The sequence below is a fragment of the Metasolibacillus sp. FSL H7-0170 genome, assembly GCF_038593115.1.
In the GTDB taxonomy this organism is placed as follows: Bacteria; Bacillota; Bacilli; order Bacillales_A; family Planococcaceae; genus Metasolibacillus; species Metasolibacillus fluoroglycofenilyticus.
Genome location: NZ_CP151964.1, coordinates 2,503,639 through 2,525,977 on the forward strand (window position 1 = coordinate 2,503,639; position 22,339 = coordinate 2,525,977).

The 22,339-nt window shown below is 34.9% G+C and carries 23 protein-coding genes; 16 read left to right on the forward strand and 7 right to left on the reverse strand.

Features of this window, described 5'->3' with window-relative positions; all coding sequences use genetic code 11:
• Positions 1-119: 119 nt before the first annotated feature.
• Entirely contained in the window at positions 120-827 is a 708-nt protein-coding gene (locus tag MHH70_RS11615) for a class I SAM-dependent methyltransferase (protein WP_342471548.1), read from the reverse strand.
• A gap of 204 nt (positions 828-1,031) precedes the next feature.
• Between MHH70_RS11615 and MHH70_RS11620 the strand changes: the two genes are divergently transcribed.
• On the forward strand, positions 1,032-1,187 hold the full coding sequence (locus MHH70_RS11620) for a hypothetical protein (RefSeq protein WP_342471549.1): 156 nt from the start codon (positions 1,032-1,034) through the stop codon (positions 1,185-1,187).
• A gap of 35 nt (positions 1,188-1,222) precedes the next feature.
• A complete protein-coding gene (locus MHH70_RS11625; protein ID WP_342471550.1) occupies positions 1,223-1,492 on the forward strand; it encodes a hypothetical protein in 270 nt (89 codons plus the stop codon).
• A gap of 122 nt (positions 1,493-1,614) precedes the next feature.
• Here the strand turns inward: MHH70_RS11625 and MHH70_RS11630 are convergent, their stop codons facing one another.
• The gene (locus MHH70_RS11630; RefSeq protein WP_342473236.1) at positions 1,615-1,761 is read right to left on the reverse strand and encodes a hypothetical protein; all 147 of its coding nucleotides are present in this window, start codon (positions 1,759-1,761) and stop codon (positions 1,615-1,617) included.
• A gap of 166 nt (positions 1,762-1,927) precedes the next feature.
• Between MHH70_RS11630 and MHH70_RS11635 the strand changes: the two genes are divergently transcribed.
• From MHH70_RS11635 to MHH70_RS11655, 5 genes are all read left to right on the forward strand, one after another.
• Positions 1,928-2,407 (forward strand): RNA polymerase sigma factor, encoded by a 480-nt coding sequence (locus MHH70_RS11635; RefSeq protein WP_107943534.1) that lies wholly within the window; start codon positions 1,928-1,930, stop codon positions 2,405-2,407.
• Entirely contained in the window at positions 2,407-2,922 is a 516-nt protein-coding gene (locus tag MHH70_RS11640) for a hypothetical protein (RefSeq protein WP_235616086.1), read from the forward strand. Before MHH70_RS11635 ends, MHH70_RS11640 begins: the two co-directional genes overlap by 1 nt.
• Positions 2,923-3,123: 201 nt before the next feature.
• Positions 3,124-5,217: an MMPL family transporter gene (locus MHH70_RS11645; RefSeq protein ID WP_342471551.1), complete on the forward strand. Its 2,094-nt coding sequence runs from the start codon at positions 3,124-3,126 to the stop codon at positions 5,215-5,217.
• 22 nt (positions 5,218-5,239) lie between these two features.
• Complete coding sequence (locus MHH70_RS11650) at positions 5,240-5,911, forward strand: response regulator transcription factor (RefSeq protein WP_342471552.1); 672 nt, start codon at positions 5,240-5,242, stop codon at positions 5,909-5,911.
• The gene (locus tag MHH70_RS11655; RefSeq protein WP_107943530.1) at positions 5,908-7,281 is read left to right on the forward strand and encodes a HAMP domain-containing sensor histidine kinase; all 1,374 of its coding nucleotides are present in this window, start codon (positions 5,908-5,910) and stop codon (positions 7,279-7,281) included. Before MHH70_RS11650 ends, MHH70_RS11655 begins: the two co-directional genes overlap by 4 nt.
• A gap of 158 nt (positions 7,282-7,439) precedes the next feature.
• On the opposite strand, the gene MHH70_RS11660 is transcribed toward MHH70_RS11655, so the two are convergent.
• Positions 7,440-7,919, reverse strand: coding sequence for a GyrI-like domain-containing protein (locus MHH70_RS11660; protein WP_066168609.1), 480 nt, complete (start codon positions 7,917-7,919; stop codon positions 7,440-7,442).
• 109 nt (positions 7,920-8,028) lie between these two features.
• On the opposite strand from MHH70_RS11660, the gene MHH70_RS11665 reads away from it, so the two are divergent.
• The 4 genes from MHH70_RS11665 to MHH70_RS11680 all read left to right on the forward strand — a co-directional run bounded on the left by MHH70_RS11665 (position 8,029) and on the right by MHH70_RS11680 (position 11,199).
• Complete coding sequence (locus MHH70_RS11665; RefSeq protein ID WP_107943528.1) at positions 8,029-9,015, forward strand: HTH domain-containing protein; 987 nt, start codon at positions 8,029-8,031, stop codon at positions 9,013-9,015.
• A gap of 265 nt (positions 9,016-9,280) precedes the next feature.
• Complete coding sequence (locus MHH70_RS11670) at positions 9,281-9,853, forward strand: Ada metal-binding domain-containing protein (protein ID WP_066168615.1); 573 nt, start codon at positions 9,281-9,283, stop codon at positions 9,851-9,853.
• Positions 9,840-10,736, forward strand: a complete 897-nt coding sequence (locus tag MHH70_RS11675) for a DNA-3-methyladenine glycosylase (RefSeq protein ID WP_342471553.1) — start codon at positions 9,840-9,842, stop codon at positions 10,734-10,736. Before MHH70_RS11670 ends, MHH70_RS11675 begins: the two co-directional genes overlap by 14 nt.
• A complete protein-coding gene (locus MHH70_RS11680) occupies positions 10,720-11,199 on the forward strand; it encodes a methylated-DNA--[protein]-cysteine S-methyltransferase (RefSeq protein ID WP_066168622.1) in 480 nt (159 codons plus the stop codon). Before MHH70_RS11675 ends, MHH70_RS11680 begins: the two co-directional genes overlap by 17 nt.
• A 429-nt stretch (positions 11,200-11,628) precedes the next feature.
• Here the strand turns inward: MHH70_RS11680 and MHH70_RS11685 are convergent, their stop codons facing one another.
• Both MHH70_RS11685 and MHH70_RS11690 read right to left on the reverse strand, forming a co-directional pair.
• The gene (locus MHH70_RS11685; protein ID WP_066168625.1) at positions 11,629-12,600 is read right to left on the reverse strand and encodes a tRNA-dihydrouridine synthase; all 972 of its coding nucleotides are present in this window, start codon (positions 12,598-12,600) and stop codon (positions 11,629-11,631) included.
• 594 nt (positions 12,601-13,194) lie between these two features.
• Entirely contained in the window at positions 13,195-13,929 is a 735-nt protein-coding gene (locus MHH70_RS11690) for a glucose 1-dehydrogenase (protein WP_066168627.1), read from the reverse strand.
• 233 nt (positions 13,930-14,162) lie between these two features.
• On the opposite strand from MHH70_RS11690, the gene MHH70_RS11695 reads away from it, so the two are divergent.
• Positions 14,163-14,756, forward strand: a complete 594-nt coding sequence (locus tag MHH70_RS11695) for a TetR/AcrR family transcriptional regulator (RefSeq protein ID WP_342471554.1) — start codon at positions 14,163-14,165, stop codon at positions 14,754-14,756.
• Positions 14,757-14,849: 93 nt separating this feature from the next.
• On the opposite strand, the gene MHH70_RS11700 is transcribed toward MHH70_RS11695, so the two are convergent.
• A complete protein-coding gene (locus MHH70_RS11700) occupies positions 14,850-16,085 on the reverse strand; it encodes a helix-turn-helix transcriptional regulator (RefSeq protein ID WP_342471555.1) in 1,236 nt (411 codons plus the stop codon).
• Between the two features lie 95 nt (positions 16,086-16,180).
• On the opposite strand from MHH70_RS11700, the gene MHH70_RS11705 reads away from it, so the two are divergent.
• Positions 16,181-17,506, forward strand: coding sequence for an amidohydrolase family protein (locus tag MHH70_RS11705; protein WP_342471556.1), 1,326 nt, complete (start codon positions 16,181-16,183; stop codon positions 17,504-17,506).
• A 147-nt stretch (positions 17,507-17,653) separates the two neighbouring features.
• Positions 17,654-18,391, forward strand: a complete 738-nt coding sequence (locus MHH70_RS11710) for a class I SAM-dependent methyltransferase (protein WP_107943524.1) — start codon at positions 17,654-17,656, stop codon at positions 18,389-18,391.
• Between the two features lie 80 nt (positions 18,392-18,471).
• On the opposite strand, the gene MHH70_RS11715 is transcribed toward MHH70_RS11710, so the two are convergent.
• Positions 18,472-19,338, reverse strand: a complete 867-nt coding sequence (locus MHH70_RS11715) for a sugar phosphate isomerase/epimerase (protein WP_342471557.1) — start codon at positions 19,336-19,338, stop codon at positions 18,472-18,474.
• 620 nt (positions 19,339-19,958) lie between these two features.
• Here MHH70_RS11715 and MHH70_RS11720 point away from each other — a divergent pair.
• Both MHH70_RS11720 and xylB read left to right on the forward strand, forming a co-directional pair.
• Entirely contained in the window at positions 19,959-20,699 is a 741-nt protein-coding gene (locus tag MHH70_RS11720; RefSeq protein WP_066168634.1) for a GntR family transcriptional regulator, read from the forward strand.
• A gap of 19 nt (positions 20,700-20,718) precedes the next feature.
• Positions 20,719-22,245, forward strand: coding sequence for a xylulokinase (gene xylB, locus MHH70_RS11725; protein ID WP_066168636.1), 1,527 nt, complete (start codon positions 20,719-20,721; stop codon positions 22,243-22,245).
• Positions 22,246-22,339 lie beyond the last annotated feature (94 nt).

Consider the following 22,339-nt stretch of genomic DNA (forward strand, 5'->3'; position numbering starts at 1 on the left):
TTTAAGTGGCCTTTGTGATGTTAGTTTTAAAAAAGCTATTTTGATTTCTTTTCGGATAAGCCTTTCATAAGGCTAAGAACAAAGTGAAATGGTTAAATTGCTTTCAGGAAAATTCCGACTTATTTTGTACATGAATAAATTCTATAGCTTAATTTTCCTTCATATTTGGAAAGGATATTAAAATGTTTTCGCATAATGTCATAAAATTCAGGTTCAATATCATTGAAATAATGGATATTAAGCATTGAATCGATGGATGTGTTTTTTTGTATACGAATATGTTCGAAACCTGCCAATTTCATCAATGCCACCCAATCTTTTTTCATAGTAAGGGAATCAAATCCATAAAATTGTTTGATTTCGTTTTCCTCTTCTTTCTTTAGTCGCTCGTTAATCGTATGTTCAATTGCAATGAAACGACCGCCAATTTTTAATAACCGAAAGATTTCTTTAAGAGCTTTTGGTTTATTTACAAAAGAAAGGACAGATTCAGAAATAATAAAATCAAAAAGATTATCTGGTAATGGAATTTTCTCAGCGGAGCCTTGAATTATTTTTATAGGTAAATGATTTTTTTTCATTCTCCTCCTGGCCTTTGCAACCATTGTTGGATTAATATCTATACCAGTTACTTTTGCTCCATATTTGTAAGCTAAATAGGCTGCAGTTTGACCGGTGCCACACCCTACATCTAAAATGTAAGATTTTCTGTTAATGTTCTCCCTTTTGAATATTTCCTTTGTCAGATTAATACCACCGGGGTGTGCACCCTCAATACCTAGTTTAGATAAAATATCTAGATACTTGGAATTCTGAATTATAAACACCTTCTTTTTTTGTTTTCGAAAGATAAGAAGTATAAAAGCCGTTGCTCGAGAGCAGTTAAACGAGTACAAATATGCTTTCTTGTATAATATGAATTTCGAAAAATATGGTTCTTGTAAGTGGTTTTGATGAGAACCAATAAAAGTAGTTATAAACCTCGGTTAGTACTATGACGAAGAACCTTACGATAAGTAAAGGAGTATTAAATGGATATAAAGCTTTTGTATTATAAGAAATTAGAAGGCAACATTTTGCCAGTGGATTATGTAGAATGGGCTTATAAAATGTTAGATAATGAATTTTCTTCACCGGCCGTAAATTTCCTCGCTGCTTTGGAAGAACCATTAAATATTTTGAAGTAGAACAATTTTTCAAAAGGGCATTAAATGAGTTAAAGTTGACGGAACCATCTTATGAAGAAAGTGTGGAATTTTACGTACAGCATTTGTTACAACAAATAATACTAGATGCCAATAATGCGATAAATATTGGATATGAGATTTATCAAGTGATACGTGACCATTTTGCTAACGAAAAAGTAGGTATCTGGTATGAAATAAGTGAAATGATAGATGACTTTCAATATGGCGATAATGTCAAAAGCATTACGCAAGATTTTTTAATTAGGTTTATTGTACAAGAGGCGAAAAACCAACTAGAAAAATAAGTATTTATACAAGAAAGCGCAGCTAAAGCACTTACAGGTAGTATTGAATTCAAACATCGTCTTAATTCAACGAAAAAACTCCCCCCTGCTCATTTCCTAATTGTAGTCGATTTCTATATTTATTACGTAAACTTGCTCAAATATGGATAACCAGAGATTACCCAGACGCCATCAACTAATAGACTTGCCCCATTTACATAGGAAGCGTCGTCACTAATTAGGAATAAAGCAGGTCCTACCATTCCATCTAGGTCGGCAGCACGTCTCATAGAAAACCGTTCCACATAAGCATCGTTAATAGCATCTACGCTAGTTTCCTAATCTCGTCCTATATGAATAGTTTATCAATTTACTTATATTAAGAAAAATAAAATAATTTATCTATTGCACGAATAAACGAATATGAATCGTATTATGAGGTGAAGGAGGTTAGGTATGAGAACGTTCGCCGGCTTACGTATTCACGACATTGTTCAAACATATAGCGATACTCTAATACGAATTGCTGTGCAGCAGACCAAAAGTATGTCTGAGGCGGAGGATATTGTTCAAGAGGTCTATATGACACTAATGAGACAGACAAAATCTTTCAATCATGAAGGGCATTTAAAGGCATGGCTCATAAAAGTGACATTTAATAAATGCAAGGATTATTTTAAGTCTTCTCGCGTTAAGAAGACGGTACCGATAACAGAAGAAATGACGTTTATCGCAAAAGAGGAGCAGATGGTACTCCCTGAAATTTTTGAGCTTGACCCAAAGGATAGGGTCATTGTTTATTTACATTATTATGAAGGATACACGACTACTGAAATTGCCGATTTATTAGAGATGAAAGCAAATACTGTAGGTTCAAAGCTGAGAAGGGCACGATTGAAGTTAAAAATGATTTTGGACGAAGGGAGTAAAGTGTGATGAATGCTTATAAGAATGTGATGAAGCAGATTCATGCTTCCGAAGAATTTAAAAGCAAAATGCAAAAAGAGATGATGGAATATGAGCAAAAAGAAAAGAGGGGTTTTATGAAAAACTTAAAATTGATAGTTGGAAGTGTAGCATCCTGCGCAGTAATTGCTATAGCTGCTTTAACAAATATAAATCACGATAAAGCGTTAGATTTGACGGAAAGAATTGTAGTGGACCATACAGCGCCCGCCGCTAGCGTATTGCTAAATATTGAAGGCTTTATCACAGAGGTCGGAGCAGATGGTCTAAGCTTTACATTGGATAACGGAATGATAGTAGTTGTGACAGATGAAACAGAGTTAGGGATAGATGGACCAACAGCAGCACCTAAAGAGGAGCAATTATTTGAGCCTACATTTAGAGTAGGGAATCTAATCGGTGGCTTTACAGAAGATACGTCCGCAAATCCAGTTACTGCAGCAGTCATATATACGAACTGGAACTTTGAAAACCCTATTCGATGAGTTGCTCTAGTTAAGCAGTAGTAATTGAATATTACTTTAAATCCCTTTGTTGCATTTCTTTGCTAAAGGGATTTTTGTTATTATTGTTTTTGGATAAGCTAACTACAAATTATTAGAGAGCTATATAGGCCTCCTTTGAAATTTATATAAAGTTTATATAAAGGTTTTATACTTAAAAAAGTTATGCAAAGGAGGACAACAATGAATTTCATAAAATCATTAACAGATAGAGTAGCTACAAAAAAGGGCGCATGGATAACTGTTATACTTTGGTTAGTATTAATGATAGGCATTAGTGCAGGACCGAAATTAGGAGATTATAAAGTAACTAATTTTCAATCGCTACCAAGTGACGCTCAATCTATGGTTGCACAAATTAAATTAGATGAGTATTTCCCGAAAGATCAGGGGACACCTGGGATATATGTATTCCATAATCCACAAGGAGAACTACAAATACAAGATGCTGTTACAATTATTGATGGAATTAAACAGGAAAACTTTGAGGGCATAGAAAGTATTGTTGATATTTCAAAATTACCACCACAAGCATTATCAGCATTTTTATCAGAAGATAAAACGACATTGATTGTTCCTATGAATCTTAAAGCAGGTTTAGGAAACGCAGAATATGCAGAAATTAATGATAAAACTACAGAATTAGGCATTAAAATTGCTCAAAGATTAAATATAAACTTCTATATTACTGGTCCAGCAGGTATTGCGGGTGATACAGTAAAGTTATTTGAATCAGCAGACTTAAAGCTATTATTTGCAACAATCGCAATCATTTTGGCTTTATTAATTATCATTTATCGCTCTCCGTTATTGGCAATAATTCCACTATTTGCAACGGTAGTAGTATATCAAATTGTTAACCAAACAGTGGCTTTACTAGGTATGGGAGGACTTGAAATCAATAATGCTACAACATCAATAATGAGCATTTTATTGTTTGCAGCAGTTATTGATTACTCATTATTTGTTTTCTCTCGTTATCGTGAAGAGTTAAATTATTATGAAGATAAATATGAAGCAATGAGAGTAGCGATGCGTGCAACTGCAACACCAGTATTATTCGCAGGTGGTACTGTATTTGCAGCGATGATTATTTTGTACTTTGCTAATTTCCGGGATTACCAAAACTTCGCACCGGTATTTGGTGCGGCGATGATTATTATAATGATTGCTTCTGTGACACTCATACCTGCACTATTTGCATTGTTTGGACGAAAAGCATTTTGGCCTAAAGTACCTATATATGGTGAGGAAAAGGAAGTTAAACATGGAATTTGGGGACCGATTGCTAAATTTGTTGTAACAAAGCCAGGTTTAGTTGGTGGTACAGTATTGCTATTTTTGGTAGTAACCGCAATAAATGTATTTAATTTAGATTATGAATTTAACTCTGTAAAAAACTTCCCTGAAAATTTACCGTCTCGTGTAGCATTTGAAATAGTTGAAGAAAAGTTTAATAAAGGTGATTTAGCTCAAACAACAGTACTTGTTACTGGGGAAGGACTAACTCAAGAACAACTACAAGAAATTACAACCAATTTCTTAGAAAAAGAAGATATTAGCTCGGCTAGACCTTCAGGGTTATCGGATAATGGAAAATATGGTAAAATAACAGTATCATTAAAGGAAAATCCTTATAGTATTGAAGCAATTGAATTTTTAGGAGAACTTCGAGATGAATATGCGACTTACCGCTTATCAAATAATAAAGAAGTTGAGTTATCTTATGCTGGTACAACAGCAAAACTAGTTGATGAACAACAAGTAAATAATCAAGATATTATTAAAATTGTGATTTTAGAAACACTGCTCATACTTTTGCTTTTACTAGTCCTTACACGTTCAATTAAAATGCCTATTTATATGATGGCAACGATTTTAATCTCCTTTGTATCGGCGTTAGGATTAGGAATTTTCTTAGTAGATGCGTTATTCGGTTTTGATGCTATTTCAACTCGTGCACCAGTTTATGCTTTTATATTTTTAGTAGCATTAGGAATTGACTACAATATTATTCTTGTCAGCCGTTTCCTAGAAGAACGCAAATATCAAAACGTGAAGGATGCCTTAGAAATAGCTATACGTAATACAGGTGGAGTAATATCGTCAGCAGGTATTATACTTGCAGCAACATTTGCTGCATTAATGACAATGCCGATTACAGATTTATTTATTTTTGGATTTATCGTCGCAATTGGTATTATCATTGATACATTCTTAGTTCGAGGAATGTTATTACCCTCACTCATTTTATTCTTCGAAAAAGATAGTAAATAAGCTCATGGAGGAGGAACAGTAATTGCCATTATTAGTCGTGGACGATGATGAAGCGATTCTGCAATTAGTTTCTATCCATTTAGAACAGGCTGGATATAATGTGAAAAAAGCAAGCAATGCCGAGGCAGCGCTTGCTTTTTTTAAAAAATATTCATTTGATTTAGCAATCATTGATGTGATGATGCCTGGAATGGATGGCTTTCAATTAGCGAATATAGTTACTAAACAATATGAAATTCCCGTTATTTTGTTAACAGCAAAAGGGCAAATTGAAGATAAGGAAAAAGGTTTTGAACAAGGGATTGATGATTATATTGTTAAACCGTTTGAAACAAAGGAGCTGCTTTTCCGCATAAATGCTATTTTACGTCGTTATAGAAAAGTAAATCAATCACAAAGTGTTGCGGGAAATGTCAAAATGGATCAGAACAATTGGGAGCTTAAAATTGGGGACAAGCAATATATTTGGCCAATGAAAGAATTAGAGGTGTTATTCTATTTATTACAAAGGACAGGGCGAAATGTGAATCGTTGGGATTTAATTGATGAAATATGGGGTGAAACCTTAGAGCAACCAGAATTTACACTAAATACTCATATTAATCGAATAAGAGAGCGATTAAAAAGAGCTGAAGCTACAATTGAAATTGTTACAATTCGAGGCTTTGGCTATCAACTCGAGGTAAGAGGATGAAATTACTACAGCGCTTTATTTTATATACATTCATGATTATTTGTATGAGTATCTTCATAGGCTTTATTAGTTCAAATATACTTTATGTTGCTTTTGTAAAAGAACAAATGAATAATCGTTATTTAGATATTGCCGAACAATTGGCTGAACAAATGGAAAAGCATGAAACAACCCTGCAGGCATCTTCGGATTTTCTACAAACAATGAGTTACTTAGGTTACCAAATTGCATTAGTTAAGGAAGATGGACAACAGATTATCTTTGGAGAACCATTTCATAATAGTGAGTTAAACGAGCAAATGCATTCAATATTTAAAGAAGAAGATGCGTACCATGGAATCAAATCCTTCAAAAATTCATACTTGATGATGAGTCATTTTGCAAATGATATACAAAATACTGTTGGGACACAGCTAGAGCTTGAAGGTGAAGAATATGCATTATTTTTACGTTCAAATAATACAAGTTTCTTTACAGAGTTTCATTTAATTATTCTTGGCTTTATATTTGCAGTCTTTATTTGTAGCATTATAGGCATTTTACTTGTGTCTCGAAAATTGACTCGGTCACTGTCAGAATTAACAAGTGCAACGCAAGAAATTGCTAATCATAACTTTAATTATCCTTTAATGATCAATAGAAAAGACGAAATTGGAAAGCTTGCTGATAGCTTCCGAATGATGCAACAGAAGTTAGCGAATACAGAGGAAGCACGCAAGAAATTTGTCAATAATGTTTCTCATGATTTTCAATCACCGCTATTAAATATACAAGGATATTCAGAGCTGCTTGATAAGGAAATTTCCTCAGTTGAAGGGAAGAATTATAATAAAACCATTCAAATAGAGGCAAAACGCTTATCAAATTTAACGAAACAATTACTAATACTGACCTCAATTGATCAAAGAACTTACCCAATTAATAAAAAGCTAGTACGTGTAGATGAACAGCTTCATCAAGTTGTGCATTCTATGTTGTGGCGTATAGAAGATAAAGGACTTGAAATTAAAATAGATTTATATCCTGTAACGATTTTTGGAGATCGATCGTTGCTGATGAATGCTTGGGAAAATTTAATTGGAAATGCAATTAAGTATAACAGGCAATATGGAGAAATAAGTATTCAAAGTTTTGAAGAGAATTCTCAAGTTGTCGTGAAGATTAAGGATACTGGTATTGGTATGGAAGAACAAGCAATGGAAAAAATATTTGAACGTTTTTATCGAGTAGATAAAGCTCGAAATAAAGATGGGATGGGATTAGGTTTGTCTATTGTTCAAGAAGTACTTGCTTATCACGATGCTGTCATCGAAATAGAAAGTGAAATAAATAAAGGCGCAACTTTTACTATTATCTTTCCTAAAAGATAGCTTTGTTGCTTCAAAATGCATAATTAAATACAATAAATTCGTAAAAGCTTATAAAACCAGTGTTTATTCCATTTCCAAAATTTTATCTAGCTATTCCTTTGATGAAAGAGTCCCTTAAGCAGGCAATGTACTGCTTAAGGGACACACATTACAGTATTTCACTTTCTCACAACAGGAATCCACATTTCACCGTATACTAAGCCGTCTTTTTCTCCCATTTCAACCGTTGTATTTGGTCCACCAACATAGGCAACATCCTCTGCTGCTGGTAAAGCTTGACCGAAGGCAATGCCGGTAAGCTGATTGCTTAATTCCTCTGATGTGTTTGCTTCTCCCTTCACGACCAAATATTCGCCTTTTGGGAATTGGATAATTCTTGTTGCTTCTGGTAATGTTTCCTTTGTCAAAACGCCAGCGTAGTGCATCATCTTGTTATTTACAGCCTCATTTACAGCAAAGATATAATCATTTGTTGCTAGGTTTTTTAAAGTATTAAGCCTGCCATCTTCTTGGATTGCCTGCCAAAAATCTGACTTTTCCTTGTTAATGCCAATATAATCTGTGTAATCGCTTTTCAGCTCAACTCCTATGCCTAAAACAGTGAAGCCATCTTTTTCTTCAAGCGTATAGTTTCCCATGTTTATAACCTGCCTTTTTTGAATTTTATCAAATGACTTGAGCTTTCATTTGATATACTTATAATAGCGTTTAATCATATCAAAAAATGATACTGTTTAGGAGGGCATAATGAAAAAAGTAGAACGGATTAATGTCATTATGCGGTATATCAACAATCGCTCCCATTTTACAATTTCTGAAATTATGCGGGAATTTAATATTTCTCGTGCGACAGCTATTCGCGATATTCGAGAAATTGAGGCAATGGGTATGCCACTTGATGCTGAGGTGGGAAGAGCGGGCGGCTATTTTGTAATGAATAATTCTATTTTACCCAATGTTCGCTTTACTGATAACGAAATTAAAGCACTTTTTATTGCTTTTATGGCAACGAGAAATCAACAGCTCCCTTATTTAAAAAGCCGACAATCCTTAGCTGAAAAATTACTAGGGCTTATATCGGAAACACAGCAAGATGACCTTGTACTATTAAATCAAATTTTGCTTTTTGAAGGAACGAATCCAAACAATCCCGATTTACTAGAGCTATCTGATTTGCCACATCCAATATTAGAAAAGCTGATTCAAATCATTCTTTTAGATAGCTGTTTACAGCTCACTGTCAAAGAGGGGCAATATACCATTTATCTTTTGCATCTTTATCATGAAAAGGGGTTATGGTTTATCGAAGGCTTTGATTTAAAGGAGGAAAAGAGAAGAATTTTTTCGGTGGATAAGCTGATAGATGTAGAGCCAGCCTCTATGAAAAAACAGTTAAATAAGAAAAAAATTTTAGAAAAGTTAAGTAAGCAGGAGGAAGAAATTAATCTTATTTTAGAGCTAGGTCCAAGGGCAATTGCTCAATTTAAAAAATACCATCCTCTAAAATTTTCCCTTACCTATACGAATCCCTTCCAAACGACAGCGATGCTGGAAACCTACATCGATATAAACAATGCAGATGAATTAGAAGAGCTAACAAATTGGCTCCTTTTTTTGGGGAAAGATATAACGATAAAAGAAGTGCCACAAGCAGTTTTAACTAGTTTACGAGAGGCATTTCACCGGGGCGTCCAAAAAGCCGTACATAGCCGGCATTTTGGACAGTGGCGATGATAATTGACAAAATATTGACTCAACTATATAGAGAAGACATCTTTAAAAACGTGATGAACATTAGCTTTAGCAGTGTCTATCTTCGATAAAAATGGAGCAATGAAAACCTGCGGTATCAAAATAAAATAGGCTTTTCAGACAACCTCATCGTTTGAAAAGGAATTCCTTTTTGGCGACCATAATAGCAAGAATAAGGATGAAATGAAGAGCGGTTTCCTGATAAAATGAATGCAATTAACTTGATGCGGAAGGAGCGGTAGATTATATGGTGACCAATATTGACCTAACATTTGAAGAAATGTGGGAAAAAATTATGGCTTGTGACCGAAAATATGATGGTTTATTTTTCACTGCAGTAAAAACGACGAAAATATACTGTCGCCCTTCCTGCAGGTCAAGGAAGCCTAAAAAGATAAATGTGGAGTTTTATGATGATAAAAGGGCTGTTGAAGAAGCAGGCTATCGTCCATGTAAACGATGTCAGCCTGAAATCGAGCATTCACCGCATATTGAGGTTGTAAAAAATATTATCACATTTCTAGTTAATCATTATAAGCAAAATTTAAGCTTGAAGGATATAGCAAGGCAGATTGGCTTAAGTCCTTATTATTTAGAGCGTTTATTTAAACAAGAAACTTCTGAGACACCACGCACATATTTGGAGAAAATACGCATTGATAAAGCTGCCTATCTTCTTAAAAGTAGCAAATTAACGAATTTGGAGATTTGCTATGAGGTTGGCTTTCAAAGCCCTTCTAATTTTTATAAAGTGTTCCGAAGCTTAAAAAGCTGTTCGCCGAGCGAATATAGAAAGGAATTCCAAAATGCAATGGATTGATTCCGAATCTTATTTCGAAGTCTTGCCTCCTAAACAATTTAATTTTGATGCGTGTTTAGTTTATTTAGATAGATCAAATTTAGAGGTGCTCCACCAAATAACAGATAGTTCCATATATAAAGTAATAAGTGAAACTTTATGTAAAGTGACATCAGTAAATCATCGCATAAAGATTGAATTTCCGATGGGGGTTCCACCCGCAGCTGAACGTAAAAAAGTAGCACAGTATATTTGGGAGTGGTTTGATTTGGAACAAAATTTAGAGGGTTTTTATCAATTGGCTAGCCAAGATAAAATACTCAAGCCACTTGTTGAAAAATATTACGGTTTAAGGATTGTGTGTATTCCAGATTTATTTGAGGCATTTGTTTGGGCAATTACAGGTCAACAAATTAATTTAACATTTGCTTACACATTAAAGAAACGATTGATTGAAAAATTTGGAGAGTATGTGGTTTTTGAGGGGAAACAGTTTTGGAAATTTCCTACAGCTGGAAAAATAGCAGACTTGACTGTAGAGGACTTGAAGCAGCTTCAATTCACTACAAGAAAGGCTGAATATATTATTAACATTGCGCGGGAAATAGTGAATGGCAATCTTTCGAAAGAAAAATTATTAGAAATGAAGGATATAGAAAAATCGTTAACATCAATAAGGGGTATTGGCGCATGGTCGGCAAATTATGTGATGATGCGATGCCTACATCAAAGCGCTGCTTTTCCAATTACAGATGTGGGTCTTCATAATGCATTAAAAGCTCTTTTACATCTTGAAGAAAAACCAACAATAAATCAAATAGAGGCGTATGCGGCTAATTGGCAAGGCTGGCAGGGATATGCAACCTTTTATTTGTGGAGGTCATTATATGGAGAAAAAATATAAATTATACTATGAATCACCTCTTGGCACAATTGAAATAATGGGAACAGATGCAGCGATTATTTCTATACTCTTTTCCGAAAAGGATGATGCAGAACAAACTGAGGCATCGCCGATTTTAACAGCATGCTACAATCAGCTTGATGAGTATTTTAAGGGGCTACGCCAAGACTTTACATTCCCATATCAATTTGAAGGAACTGAGTTTCAAAAAAGAGTGTGGTGTGCTTTAACAGCAATACCGTATGCTGAAACGGCATCTTATAAGGATATTGCGGTTGCTATTGAAAATGAAAAAGCTATTAGAGCTGTAGGGAGTGCAAATGGCAAAAATAAGCTTAGCATTGTTGTGCCCTGTCACCGGATTATCGGCTCTAATGGAAAGCTAACAGGCTATGCGGGCGGTTTGTGGAGGAAGGAATGGCTGCTTCAGCATGAACAATCTATGAAAAGGGACGAGTCTTAAAAGGCTTGTTCCTTTTTGTTTTAATTTCTTTCAGGAATGTTTTCTGTACCGATAGCAAGTCGACAGGTACGGAGCTCTCCTACCTCTATAGATGGCGAGATGAATACAAGCATTATTTTAGCTAGTGTCCTAACACTCACTGATAAGGAGGAACTTAGTCTAAAAACATCGCATACTGAGGTAACGACTGAGTGACCAACATCGTGTTGGGATAAAACTTATGGTGGATGTCACAGCGGTTAACTTCTACTGATTAGCTAGAAAAATCGGGGCGTAATTTATATAAATGTATTTTTTAAAATTTAGCCTTTGTGCATTGCATTTAGATTAAAGACATATCAAATGAAGTGACTAAAAGACAGAGATAAGGGTATTCAGAAATCAGCAATGCAATTTTCTGAATACCCCCTTCCATTTACGATAAATTTTCTATTTCTCTTCACTTGCAAATGCTTTTAGTAACTCACGTACTTCCTCAAGGGAATTAGCGTTCATTAGTTGATTTCTTAGTTGGCTTGCTCCTTTGAAGTCGCGTACATATATTTTAAAGAAGCGTTGCAATGCTTTAAATGAGCGTGTCTCAAATTGCTTTGAGTAATGCTCGTATAAGTCGAGATGTAAGTGCAGTAAACGAAGATATTCTGACGTGTTATGCTCCTTTAGTTCCTTTTCAAAGGCAAAAGGGTTTGTAAAGACACCACGTCCAATCATAACGCCATCAATACCGTATTGCTGAGCTAGTTCAAGTCCTTTAGCGCGATTAGGAATGTCACCATTAATCGTTAGCAATGTGTCAGGTGCTATTTCATCACGCAATTTTTTAATGTCTGCAATTAGCTCCCAATGCGCGGCCACTTTGCTCATCTCTTTTCGCGTACGAAGATGAATAGAAAGGTTGGCGATATTTTGTTTGAAAAGGTGCGTAAGCCATTCGCGCCATTCTTCTATTTCCGTAAAGCCTAGTCTTGTTTTGACGCTAACAGGCAATCCACCCGCTTTGGCAGCTTGAATAATTTCGGCAGCAAGCTCAGGGCGAAGAATTAAGCCTGCTCCTTTTCCTTTTTCTGCTACATTATCAACGGGACAGCCCATATTAATGTCGACGCCTTTAAAGCCGAGCTCCTTCATACCAATGCTCATCTGCCTGAAATGTTCTGGAGTGTCACCCCAAATATGAGCTACAATCGGCTGCTCATCATCTGTAAAAGCTAAACGACTTTGTAAACTGTCGACGCCATTTGGATGACAGTAGCTCGCTGTATTAGTGAATTCCGTAAAAAATACATCTGGGCGACCTGCCTCCGCAATAACATGTCGAAATACAACGTCCGTTACTTCCTCCATTGGTGCTAATATAAAAAATGGTCGGGGTAAATCAAGCCAAAAATTACTTTGCTTCATTGATAAAATCCTCTCTTTTAAAACTCTATCTTGCAAAAAGATACCATACTTATTTTCTTTCTGCACAGTTAATTGACTTGAATCTTTCCATTACCTTTAATTGACCCTGCTATATAACCAACGAAGTGCATTAATAAAGTATGTGCTAAAGAAACAAACATCGTGTGTTCCTTCTGGATGTAATTCAAATAATAAATTACTTTCTAAATAGCCTTCCTTCGCAAATTGCTCATAGGCTTTTTTTGTATGGTTGACCATGTTTTTTGAATATTACTTTTATGAACTCCTTTTTCTTAATTTAGGAAGTAATAACTTTTAACTTCTTTCAGTGGGTGTTACCGTTTTTGAAGATGAAATTTCGAGCAAGCCCCAAAAAATCTGGACTAAAGTTAGCTAAGAAGTAATTGACAAAAGCTATTACAGAGGGCTTATTTTTTATGTAGCAAATCTAAAAAGTCGATTCGAAAAAACATATGCTTTTTCGAATCGACATGATAGCCCTATATTCCATTTATCTTAATTCAGTCGGTGTCCCAAATACACTGAATCAAAATCCCGATGCAATTTCGCCGAGATGTAATTGATAGTTAGCTACTAGCGTGCAGAAATACCACCATCAATGATGAACTCAGAGCCTGTAGAGTAGCTTGATTCATCAGAGGCTAAAAATAGTACCATTTTTGAAACCTCCTCAGGCTGTGCAACACGTTGTAGTGGGATATGCTTTGCAAATTCTTCTACGGCTGCCTTCGTATCCTCTTGCACAACCATTGGTGTAGCAATTACACCTGGGTGTACAGAATTTACACGTATATTGTAATGAGCGCCTTCGATTGCTGCTGCTTTTGTCATGCCACGCACAGCAAATTTTGTATCTGTGTAGCCAATTGCACCAGCAACTAAGCCATTTAAGGAAGAAATATTAACAATTGAGCCACTACCAGATTTTTGCATTGAAGGGATGACTGCCTTTGTACCTAAAAATACAGATACTTGGTTAATTTCTACGATGCGACGATATTCTTCAGCAGTAGTTTCCAGTATTGACTTTGCCATTGTGATACCCGCATTGTTTACTAAAACATTTACCGGACCAAAAGCGTCCTCTGCTTTCGCAACAACTGCTGCCCAGTCCTCTTCACTTGCTACGTTTTGTTTAACAAAAACTGCATTTTCACCTAATTCAGCAGCTAATGCTTGTCCCTTTTCTTCGTTTAAGTCAGTGATAACAACCTTTGCACCTTCTTCAACAAATAATTTTGCATGTGAAGCGCCCATACCTTGTGCAGCACCAGTAATAATTGCAACTTTACCTTCTAAACGAGCCATAGTAAAACTCCTCCTAAGTGTAATAATAAAATTAAAATCATTCTTGCAAATGGTAAGTATAAATAAACTACAATTGTAAATTAACAGAATTGAGTGGGGAATGTCAATTTAAAGTCCCTCGTTTTAAAAAGACAATCATTTCTTAATATTCGATATCTTTGTTGTCAATCGAAATGCAATTGAATCATGTTATAATTTGTACAAAGCTTGTATGAAATTAGGTGATTTTAGCAATGACAATAGAAGACCGACGAATAGTAAGGACACGTAAAAAATTAAAGGATGCTATGTTATTTTTATTAAAGGAAAAAGATTTTAAAGATATTTCTATTACGGAAATTGCAAAAGTAGCAGGATGTAATCGCGTCACATTTTATTCACATTATGAAGATAGCATGCAGCTACTAGCAGATATTTTTAAGGACTATTTAGACGAGCTGGCACAATATTATCGTGATAGCTACAAAGGGAAAAAATCGTTTACATTAGCTGACCCTACACCAACCATTCCCATTTTTGAATTTGTCTATAACAATCAATTTATCTTTTCACTTATGCTGATGGGGGAAGTTATTCCAGGCTCTCAAAACATCTTTTGTGAAACAATTGGCAGCATTAGCCGCAAAGATTTGAGCTTGCCAGAGAAAGTGTGGTTTGATGTAGAGGCAATCAATTCGTATGAAACATATGCATTTTTAGGTTTATTCATTTATTGGATTAAGCAGGGCTTCAAAAGTACCCCTAAAGAAATGGCAGAAAGATTAGCATTTTTACACACGATGTCTCTTGGGGAAGTTAAGGTTGTTTCGGGGGAAGGGCAGGGATAGATAAACTATTAAGCGGATAAAATAGTTAAAAGTTAGGGTTTATTCTACTCATTAAAGCCTATTCAAGATTATCAAGTCTTGAATAGGCTATTTCTATGCTTTCTTAAATATAGAATAATAAATATGGTTAATTAAACTTTTGTAAGTTGAATTTGGCATATGTTTAATTTGCTTTTTACTACGGACGATATCCTCAAAAGCCTGTTCTTTATTACCTAAATGATAATAACAATCTGCCCGTATAGCTAAGATTTCATAGCAGGCAGCTTGTTCAAGAGGATGAATAACATATGAAGGAATCTCGTATGCTTCCACTTGTTGTAATGCTTCTGTATAAAGCTGCTGTTTCCATAATGAATATGCTAGTTCTTGATTATATAAGATGCTAAGCGACAAATCCTCCTGTTTTGAAAATTGAGTAATAAACTGCTGTATTTCATTTGATAAATGATCATTTAACTCTAAACGGTTTTCAAAGTGGAACTTGCTATATGCATAATAAACTGAGTGATAAAGATTACCTGTGAATTGAGCATATTCATGAAGTTTTTGTAAGTTTATTTCCCCTTCGGATTTCTTATCTAATTGAATATAAAGTAACAGCTGTAATCGATAGATAGCATCAATTTTGTAGTATAAATTTGTTCGATTCATTGTTTCGAGACATTTGGTTGTATATGTAGAAGCTAACATATAGTTTCCTAATGCAGCTTCAATGATGGATTTGTAATAAAAGCTATCAATTAACACTGTCGGCTCAAATAAATATTCATCAACCTCAGTTTGTTGCAAAATTACTTGAATGATTGCTTCACATTCATTATATTTTTTGTGATTAATAAGGCTTTTACAAATGAATAATTGAGCTTGTATTATTTTATTGTTGAGCCCGGTATGTTCATAATAGGCAATACTTTGATTGAGTAATTCTATCTTTAATTCGTCATGAAGATAAAAATAAGAAATAACATATAGCTCCACAACTCTTGCCTCTTCAAAGCTATTAAATTGTATGTTTTCTAATAGTGGCTCAATTGCATCGGTTATTTTTTTATCTATTGCTGGATTTCGCTCGAAAGGCATAACTATTAACTTTTCAAATTCAACTAGTAAATTGCGATATCGATCTATTTCAATAGGATTGATTAATTCATTTACTGGTAAGGATAGTTTTTCTGCAATTTTCTGTAAAGTAGCCATTGACGGCGTTGCTTTATCGTTTTCAATTTGACTGAGCAAGCTGTATGAAAAATCCTCCCCCGCTAATTCCTTCAAGGTGAGTTTAAGCTGCTTCCTTCTTTTTTTAACTTTTTCTCCTAATGAGATCATCTATTTCACCTCTTTCAAATTATAGCATCATATTTAAAATAGACAAAATATTTTAATTGTATTAAAATATTAAGTAAAAATAAAAGGTGATTAAAATGTATTTGATATTAAGGAATGGAAATGTATTAAATGTAGAAACAGGAATCTTCACAAAGCAAGATATTCTAATAGAGGATTCACGTATTATCCAAATAGAAGACGATATAGAATCGAAGGATTCATATAAAGAAATTAATTGTAAGGGTAAATGGATAATTCCTGGTCTGATTGATATGCATGTACATATTAAGTATCCTTTCGCCCCTTTATTCACGGCAGCAGGTATAACAACTGTTCGTAATACAGCGGGAAGTGTTATCGAACTAGAGGATTTAATGATTGAAAATCCGCAACGTATTAATCCGCGCGTTATTTCGGCAGATCGAATGATTGATGGTCCTCCAGGTCTCTGGGGTGAAACAAGCCCTTACAATTTAAATACAGATATTGAAGAGGAGGCTCGTCAAGAGGTAAGGAGACAGGTTGAACTTGGGGCAGATTTTATTAAAGTGTATGGATGGCTAAATAAACAAACCATGGAAGCCGTTGTTGACGAGGCGAAAAAGTATAATAAAGAAGTTAGTTGTGATTTAATTCATTCTAATTCTGTAACGGCTATTGATGCAGCAAATATTGGTATCAAGTGGAATGAGCATTGTTCAGGTATTTTACAGGCGCTATTTCCAGAGTGGACAATGAAGGCTCCCCAAAATATTTGGGATACAATTGACTGGGAATATCCTGAAGAGGAACGGGTTACAGAGATCTGTAGAAAATTAGTAAGTAAAAATATTATTTTGTGTCCAACGATGATTATTTTTGACCAAGCAAATTTGTTAGATCATTATTGGACAATAAATCATCCTATTATTGATAGAATTGAAGGAAATGAGGGTCTAATGAATCAGTGGAATCGTCTATTGGATTATCCATCTTCATTAAAATCAATTGGCATCCAGAATCAGTACATAAAGCAAATTGCTTATATTTATCATAAATTAGGTGGGTTAGTTGTAGCAGGAACAGATACGCCAGCAGGAATTTTCACATTCCCAGGACTAGCATTACATAGGGAGTTGATGCTATTTGTAGAAAGTGGTTTCACTGAAGTAGAGGCTATTCGAGCGGCAACGGTAAATGCGGCTAGAGCCTTGGGACGCAATGATTTAGGGAGCATTCAAGAAAAGACAATTGCAGATATAGTTATTTTGAATGCCAATCCACTTATGGATATTCAAAATACAATGGATATTCATCTAGTTATAAAAGGGGGGGTACCGCTGGAGAATCAAGATATATTTCAACATATCCCGTCGCAAGAACAACAAGACATGTTTTTTGATGAACTGATTGCCAAATTTAAAGCACATCAATTGCTGTAAGATGAACAAAATATTTACTTAAAGAAGACATGCCTCTATCTACATCCTACCAAAAATGAAATTATAAGTCTATTAATAATTTCGGTGGCATGTGATAATAATTTTGCGCAAATACCTTATAACGTTATGATGAATTGAGAGGCAAGGATGAAGCAAAATATATATGATAACAATAAATTTTTTCAGCAGTATAAAGCATTAAGAGCTAGGGAAAATAACTATAATAATTTGTTGGAGCAGCCCTATTTTATCTCACTTGTACCAGAGGTAAGAGGTAAGGTTGTACTAGATATTGGTTGTGGGATGGGGGACTTTGCAGCAACTTGTGTTCAACAAGGTGCAAAGCATGTCACAGGTATTGATATTTCGGCTAATATGATTGCTACTGCTAAAAGTAATTATACTTATGAAAACTTAATTTTTAAGCAAACAGCATTTGAGGATTTAACAGTGCCTGCTGCATCAATTGATTTTATTAGTAGCTCATTAGTATTCCACTATATGGCGGATTTCCAGCAACTTATAAAAGAGATTAGTCTAGCATTAAAAAGTGATGGAATATTGCTATTTTCTATCGAGCACCCGATTGTTACAGCGAATAAGGGGAATGATAGTTGGATTACCAATCAAGCGGGGGATATATTCCATTTTGCTTTAGATAACTATCAAGATGAGAGTTTGCGTACACAGCATTGGTTCGTTGATAATGTCATGACCTACCATCGTACAATGTCAACGGTTTTGAATACGCTAATTGATTATGGTTTACAAATTGAAAAAATAGTGGAGCCAAAGCCGACTGATGATGCCATCGACAAATTACCTAGTATACAAAAGGAGCTACGCCGTCCGTCATTTTTAATTGTAAGAGCGAGAAAGGGCTAGAATTTAAAATAAAGAGGCTGTGAGATGCAGATGTTCTTTTTGCTCTTCTCACAGCTCTATTTTTTAAAAATGCATGAAATTTATCCAAACATAGATTTTACAAATTGTAACGATTCTTTGATTTCTTTATCTAGTTGTTCTTCTGTAGCGTTGTTACTTAAGTCTCGCCATACTTTAATATCTTGTCCAACTTGCCCACCCATTTTAACGAATGGCTCCATAACAACATAGCGGTCGTATTGAATATAAGCTAAAGCTTCACCTATTTCTCTCCAATTCAAGCTGCCTTGTCCTGGAACTTTCCGATTTCCTTCTCCGATATGAAGATGACCTAAATATTTCCCTGCTTTTCGAATAGCATCTGGTATAGAATCTTCTTCAATATTCATATGGAAGGTATCTAACATAATCTGAACGTTTTCTCTATTAACCTCTTTCACGAAAGAAAGTGCTTCCTCCACATCGTTAATAAGAAATTGTTCAAAACGATTTAAAGTTTCTATTAAGAGCGTAACGCCTTTTTCTTTAGCATAGTCAGCAAGCTCTATCACGCTGGCAATCGAATGTTGACGGACAACATTTTTATCGAATGGCTGAGAATAATCTACAGGCCAATAGGAATATACAGTGCCTCCAATGCGGTCAATTCCTGCTATTTCTAGCTTGTCAATTAAGCCTTTCATGAATTGAAGCCCTGTTTCCCTCGTTTCTTTATTTGGAGAGCTTATATCATATTGTTTTGGAATCCCTATTCCAGCAGTCAAGGATATTTGTTGTTTTTCTGCTAAATATTTAAGATTTTTTAGTTGTTCATCAGATAAGCTCACTAACCCAAGTGCCGCTATTTCTAAAATATCAAAACCAAGATTTTTAGCCTTTTCAATATATTTTTCAAAAGACGTATCCCACTCTTTTTCCCAATAAGCATAGTAAACACCGTATTTCATAAATAAAATCTCCCCTTTAAATCATTATGTCACTACATAATAACATTGATATATTTCAACTTAGTGATATAATAAACTATAAGTAAGCGTTTACTATTTAGTCAAGTCAGAATATTTTAAACATAAAAATGATAGGATTTTGATAAAATTAGGGAATTTTGGGTCATTCTTTATAAAAAGATATAAATCTATCGTTTATCATGATAAGCTTCCAGCAGATGTCATAGGACGTGACGGCTTCTAACAGCAAGCTTGTAAAAATCTGTGCTAGGGTTAGCTGAGGCGTAATTGATATCAGTTTGAAAAGTCCAATTTTATATTGTACTAAAATCATTGGAGAATGTTCGATACTAAATAATTAGATTTGCCAATAAACATAATTAAAAATGCTATAATACTGTGCTTTTTAATTAGAATATATATTAAAATATCTTCATAGGAAGTAATTTTATCTAGATTCACTAAAAGTACCAATCTAATCCTTATAGTCAGATAGGGAGGGCTCGCCTAGTCTATTTAGTAGTATCTGAATGTTGATTTGAGAAAGATAAGCGCCAAGTACAGTAGTTAAAGAAAATTAAAAACGGACTTATTCATTTGAACAATGTAGGAGGATTAAAATGACTCATCAATTAGATAAATCAGTACCGATACCATTATATTACCAATTGAAAGAATTAATTTTAAGTGAAATTAAAGATGGAAAATTACAGGTAGGGGATGCAATACCTGTAGAAAAAGAATTGAGCGCTATATATGGTATAAGCCGCACTACTGTTCGACAAGCTATATCTGAGCTTGTTCAAGAAGGCTGGCTGTATAGAGTAAAAAGTAAAGGTACATTTGTAAAAGCACCAAAAATCGAACAAAGCTTTATTCAAGCACTTGGCTCATTTAATGACCAAATAAGAGACCTTGGCATGACACCGAGAACGGAAGTATTAGAATTAGAAGTAATAGAAGTACCTGGATTTGTATCAGATAAATTAAATATTCCTTTAGGCTCTAAAGTGATTTATTTGCATAGAAGAAGATTTGCAAACGATGAACCAGTGGTGATGGTTAAAACATATCTTCCATATGATAAATGTAAGTTTGTATTAGAAAAGGATTTTGTAAAGGAATCATTATATCCTATTCTAGGAAATTCTTTAGACACAGAAATACGTAAAATAAGGCGATATATCGAGGCTGTCGAATCTGAAAAATATGATTTTGATTACTTAAATATGGAAAAAGGCAAAGCGGTTCAAAAATTTATTTCGATTGGGTTTAATTATCGAGATGAACCGATTGAGTATTCTATTGCCCGTTATCGGGGGGATAAAAACAGTTTCGAAATTATAATTACTGCTACTTAACATAGAGGTGGATAGAAAAATGGATAAATATATTTTAGCGCATGATCTTGGAACTTCAGGTAATAAAGCTACACTATTCCACGAATCTGGGAAATTGATAGATAGTTATATTTCTAGTTATTCGACTAATTATTTCAATGAAATTTGGGTTGAACAAAATCCTAATGATTGGTGGGAAGCTGTTTGCTCATCTACCTTAAATATCCTAAAAAACTCGAATATAGACCCAAAGCAAATTGAGGTAGTAAGTTTTAGTGGACAAATGATGGGCTGCTTAGTTGTGGATGAGAATGGTGCACCTTTACGTCCATCAATCATATGGGCTGACCAACGCGCAGTTAAGCAGTCTGCTGAACTTGCAGAAAGTATTTCTCAAACAGAGTTCTACCATATCGTAGGACATCGTAATACTCCATCTTATGGTATACAAAAGTTAATGTGGATTCGCGATAATGAACCAGAAATTTACGAAAAAACTTATAAAGTATTAAACGCGAAAGATTATATTGTTTATAAGCTTACAGGTGAATTCGTTACGGACTATTCGGACGGAAACGGAATGGGTTGCTTTGATTTAGAAACATTAACGTGGTCGAACCGAATTGTTGAGGCAAGTAAAATTGATATCGCAAAATTACCTGACTTAAAGCCTTCTACATATCAAGCAGGAGTTGTTACACCTAATGCTGCCAAAGCGACAGGTCTTGCTGAAGGGACAAAGGTTGTCATTGGCGCAGGAGATGGTGTAACAGCTAATATTGGTGCTGGCTCCGTTAAGGAAGGGAAAACATATTGCTCTCTCGGTACGTCTGCTTGGGTTACAACAACTTCTAAAAAGCCTATTTTTGATGCAGATATGAGAATTGTGACATGGGCCCATGCGATACCGGGGTATTATGCACCGAATGGTACGATGCAATATGCAGGGGGCTCATATAATTGGATGAAGGAGGCCCTTTGTCAGGCTGAATTACAGCAGGCTAAGCAGGAGGGTGACTCCCCCTATGAGCGGATTAATAATAAAATTGAAAAAGCAGCAGCCGGCTCAAATGGCGTTCTATTTTTACCCTATCTTTTAGGAGAGCGTGCCCCGCGTTGGGATACTGTTTCTAAAGGGAGCTTTGTAGGGATTAAATCGGATACAACTCACGAAGAAATGCTAAGAAGTGTTGTGGAAGGCGTCACATATAACCTTGGTATTATTTACGACATCTTAAAGGAACATATTGAGATTGACGATTTAATGGTAATTGGCGGAGGAGCAAAAAGTGAGATTTGGCGTCAAATAATAGCGGATGTTTTCCAACTGCCAGTCCATATTCCTGATTATTTAGATGAGGCTGGTTCAATGGGTGCAGCAATTATTGGAGGAGTTGGTGCAGGTCTTTACGATAGCTTTGATGTTATTGAAAACTTCTTGCATATCCAAAACTCTCAACAGCCGAACCCGCAAAACGCTGAAATCTATCAGCTAGCTAAAAAGCAATTTGACGATTTTTATTTTGCATTACAAAAAGTATATGAGAAGCATAAAAATCAATATTAATTAACTAGTAAATTTTCGGTTATAGAAATTAAGCAATAGAAGCTGAGGAATCTAATTTAAGTGGCATCATACTATCGGCATTTAATGTCTTTTA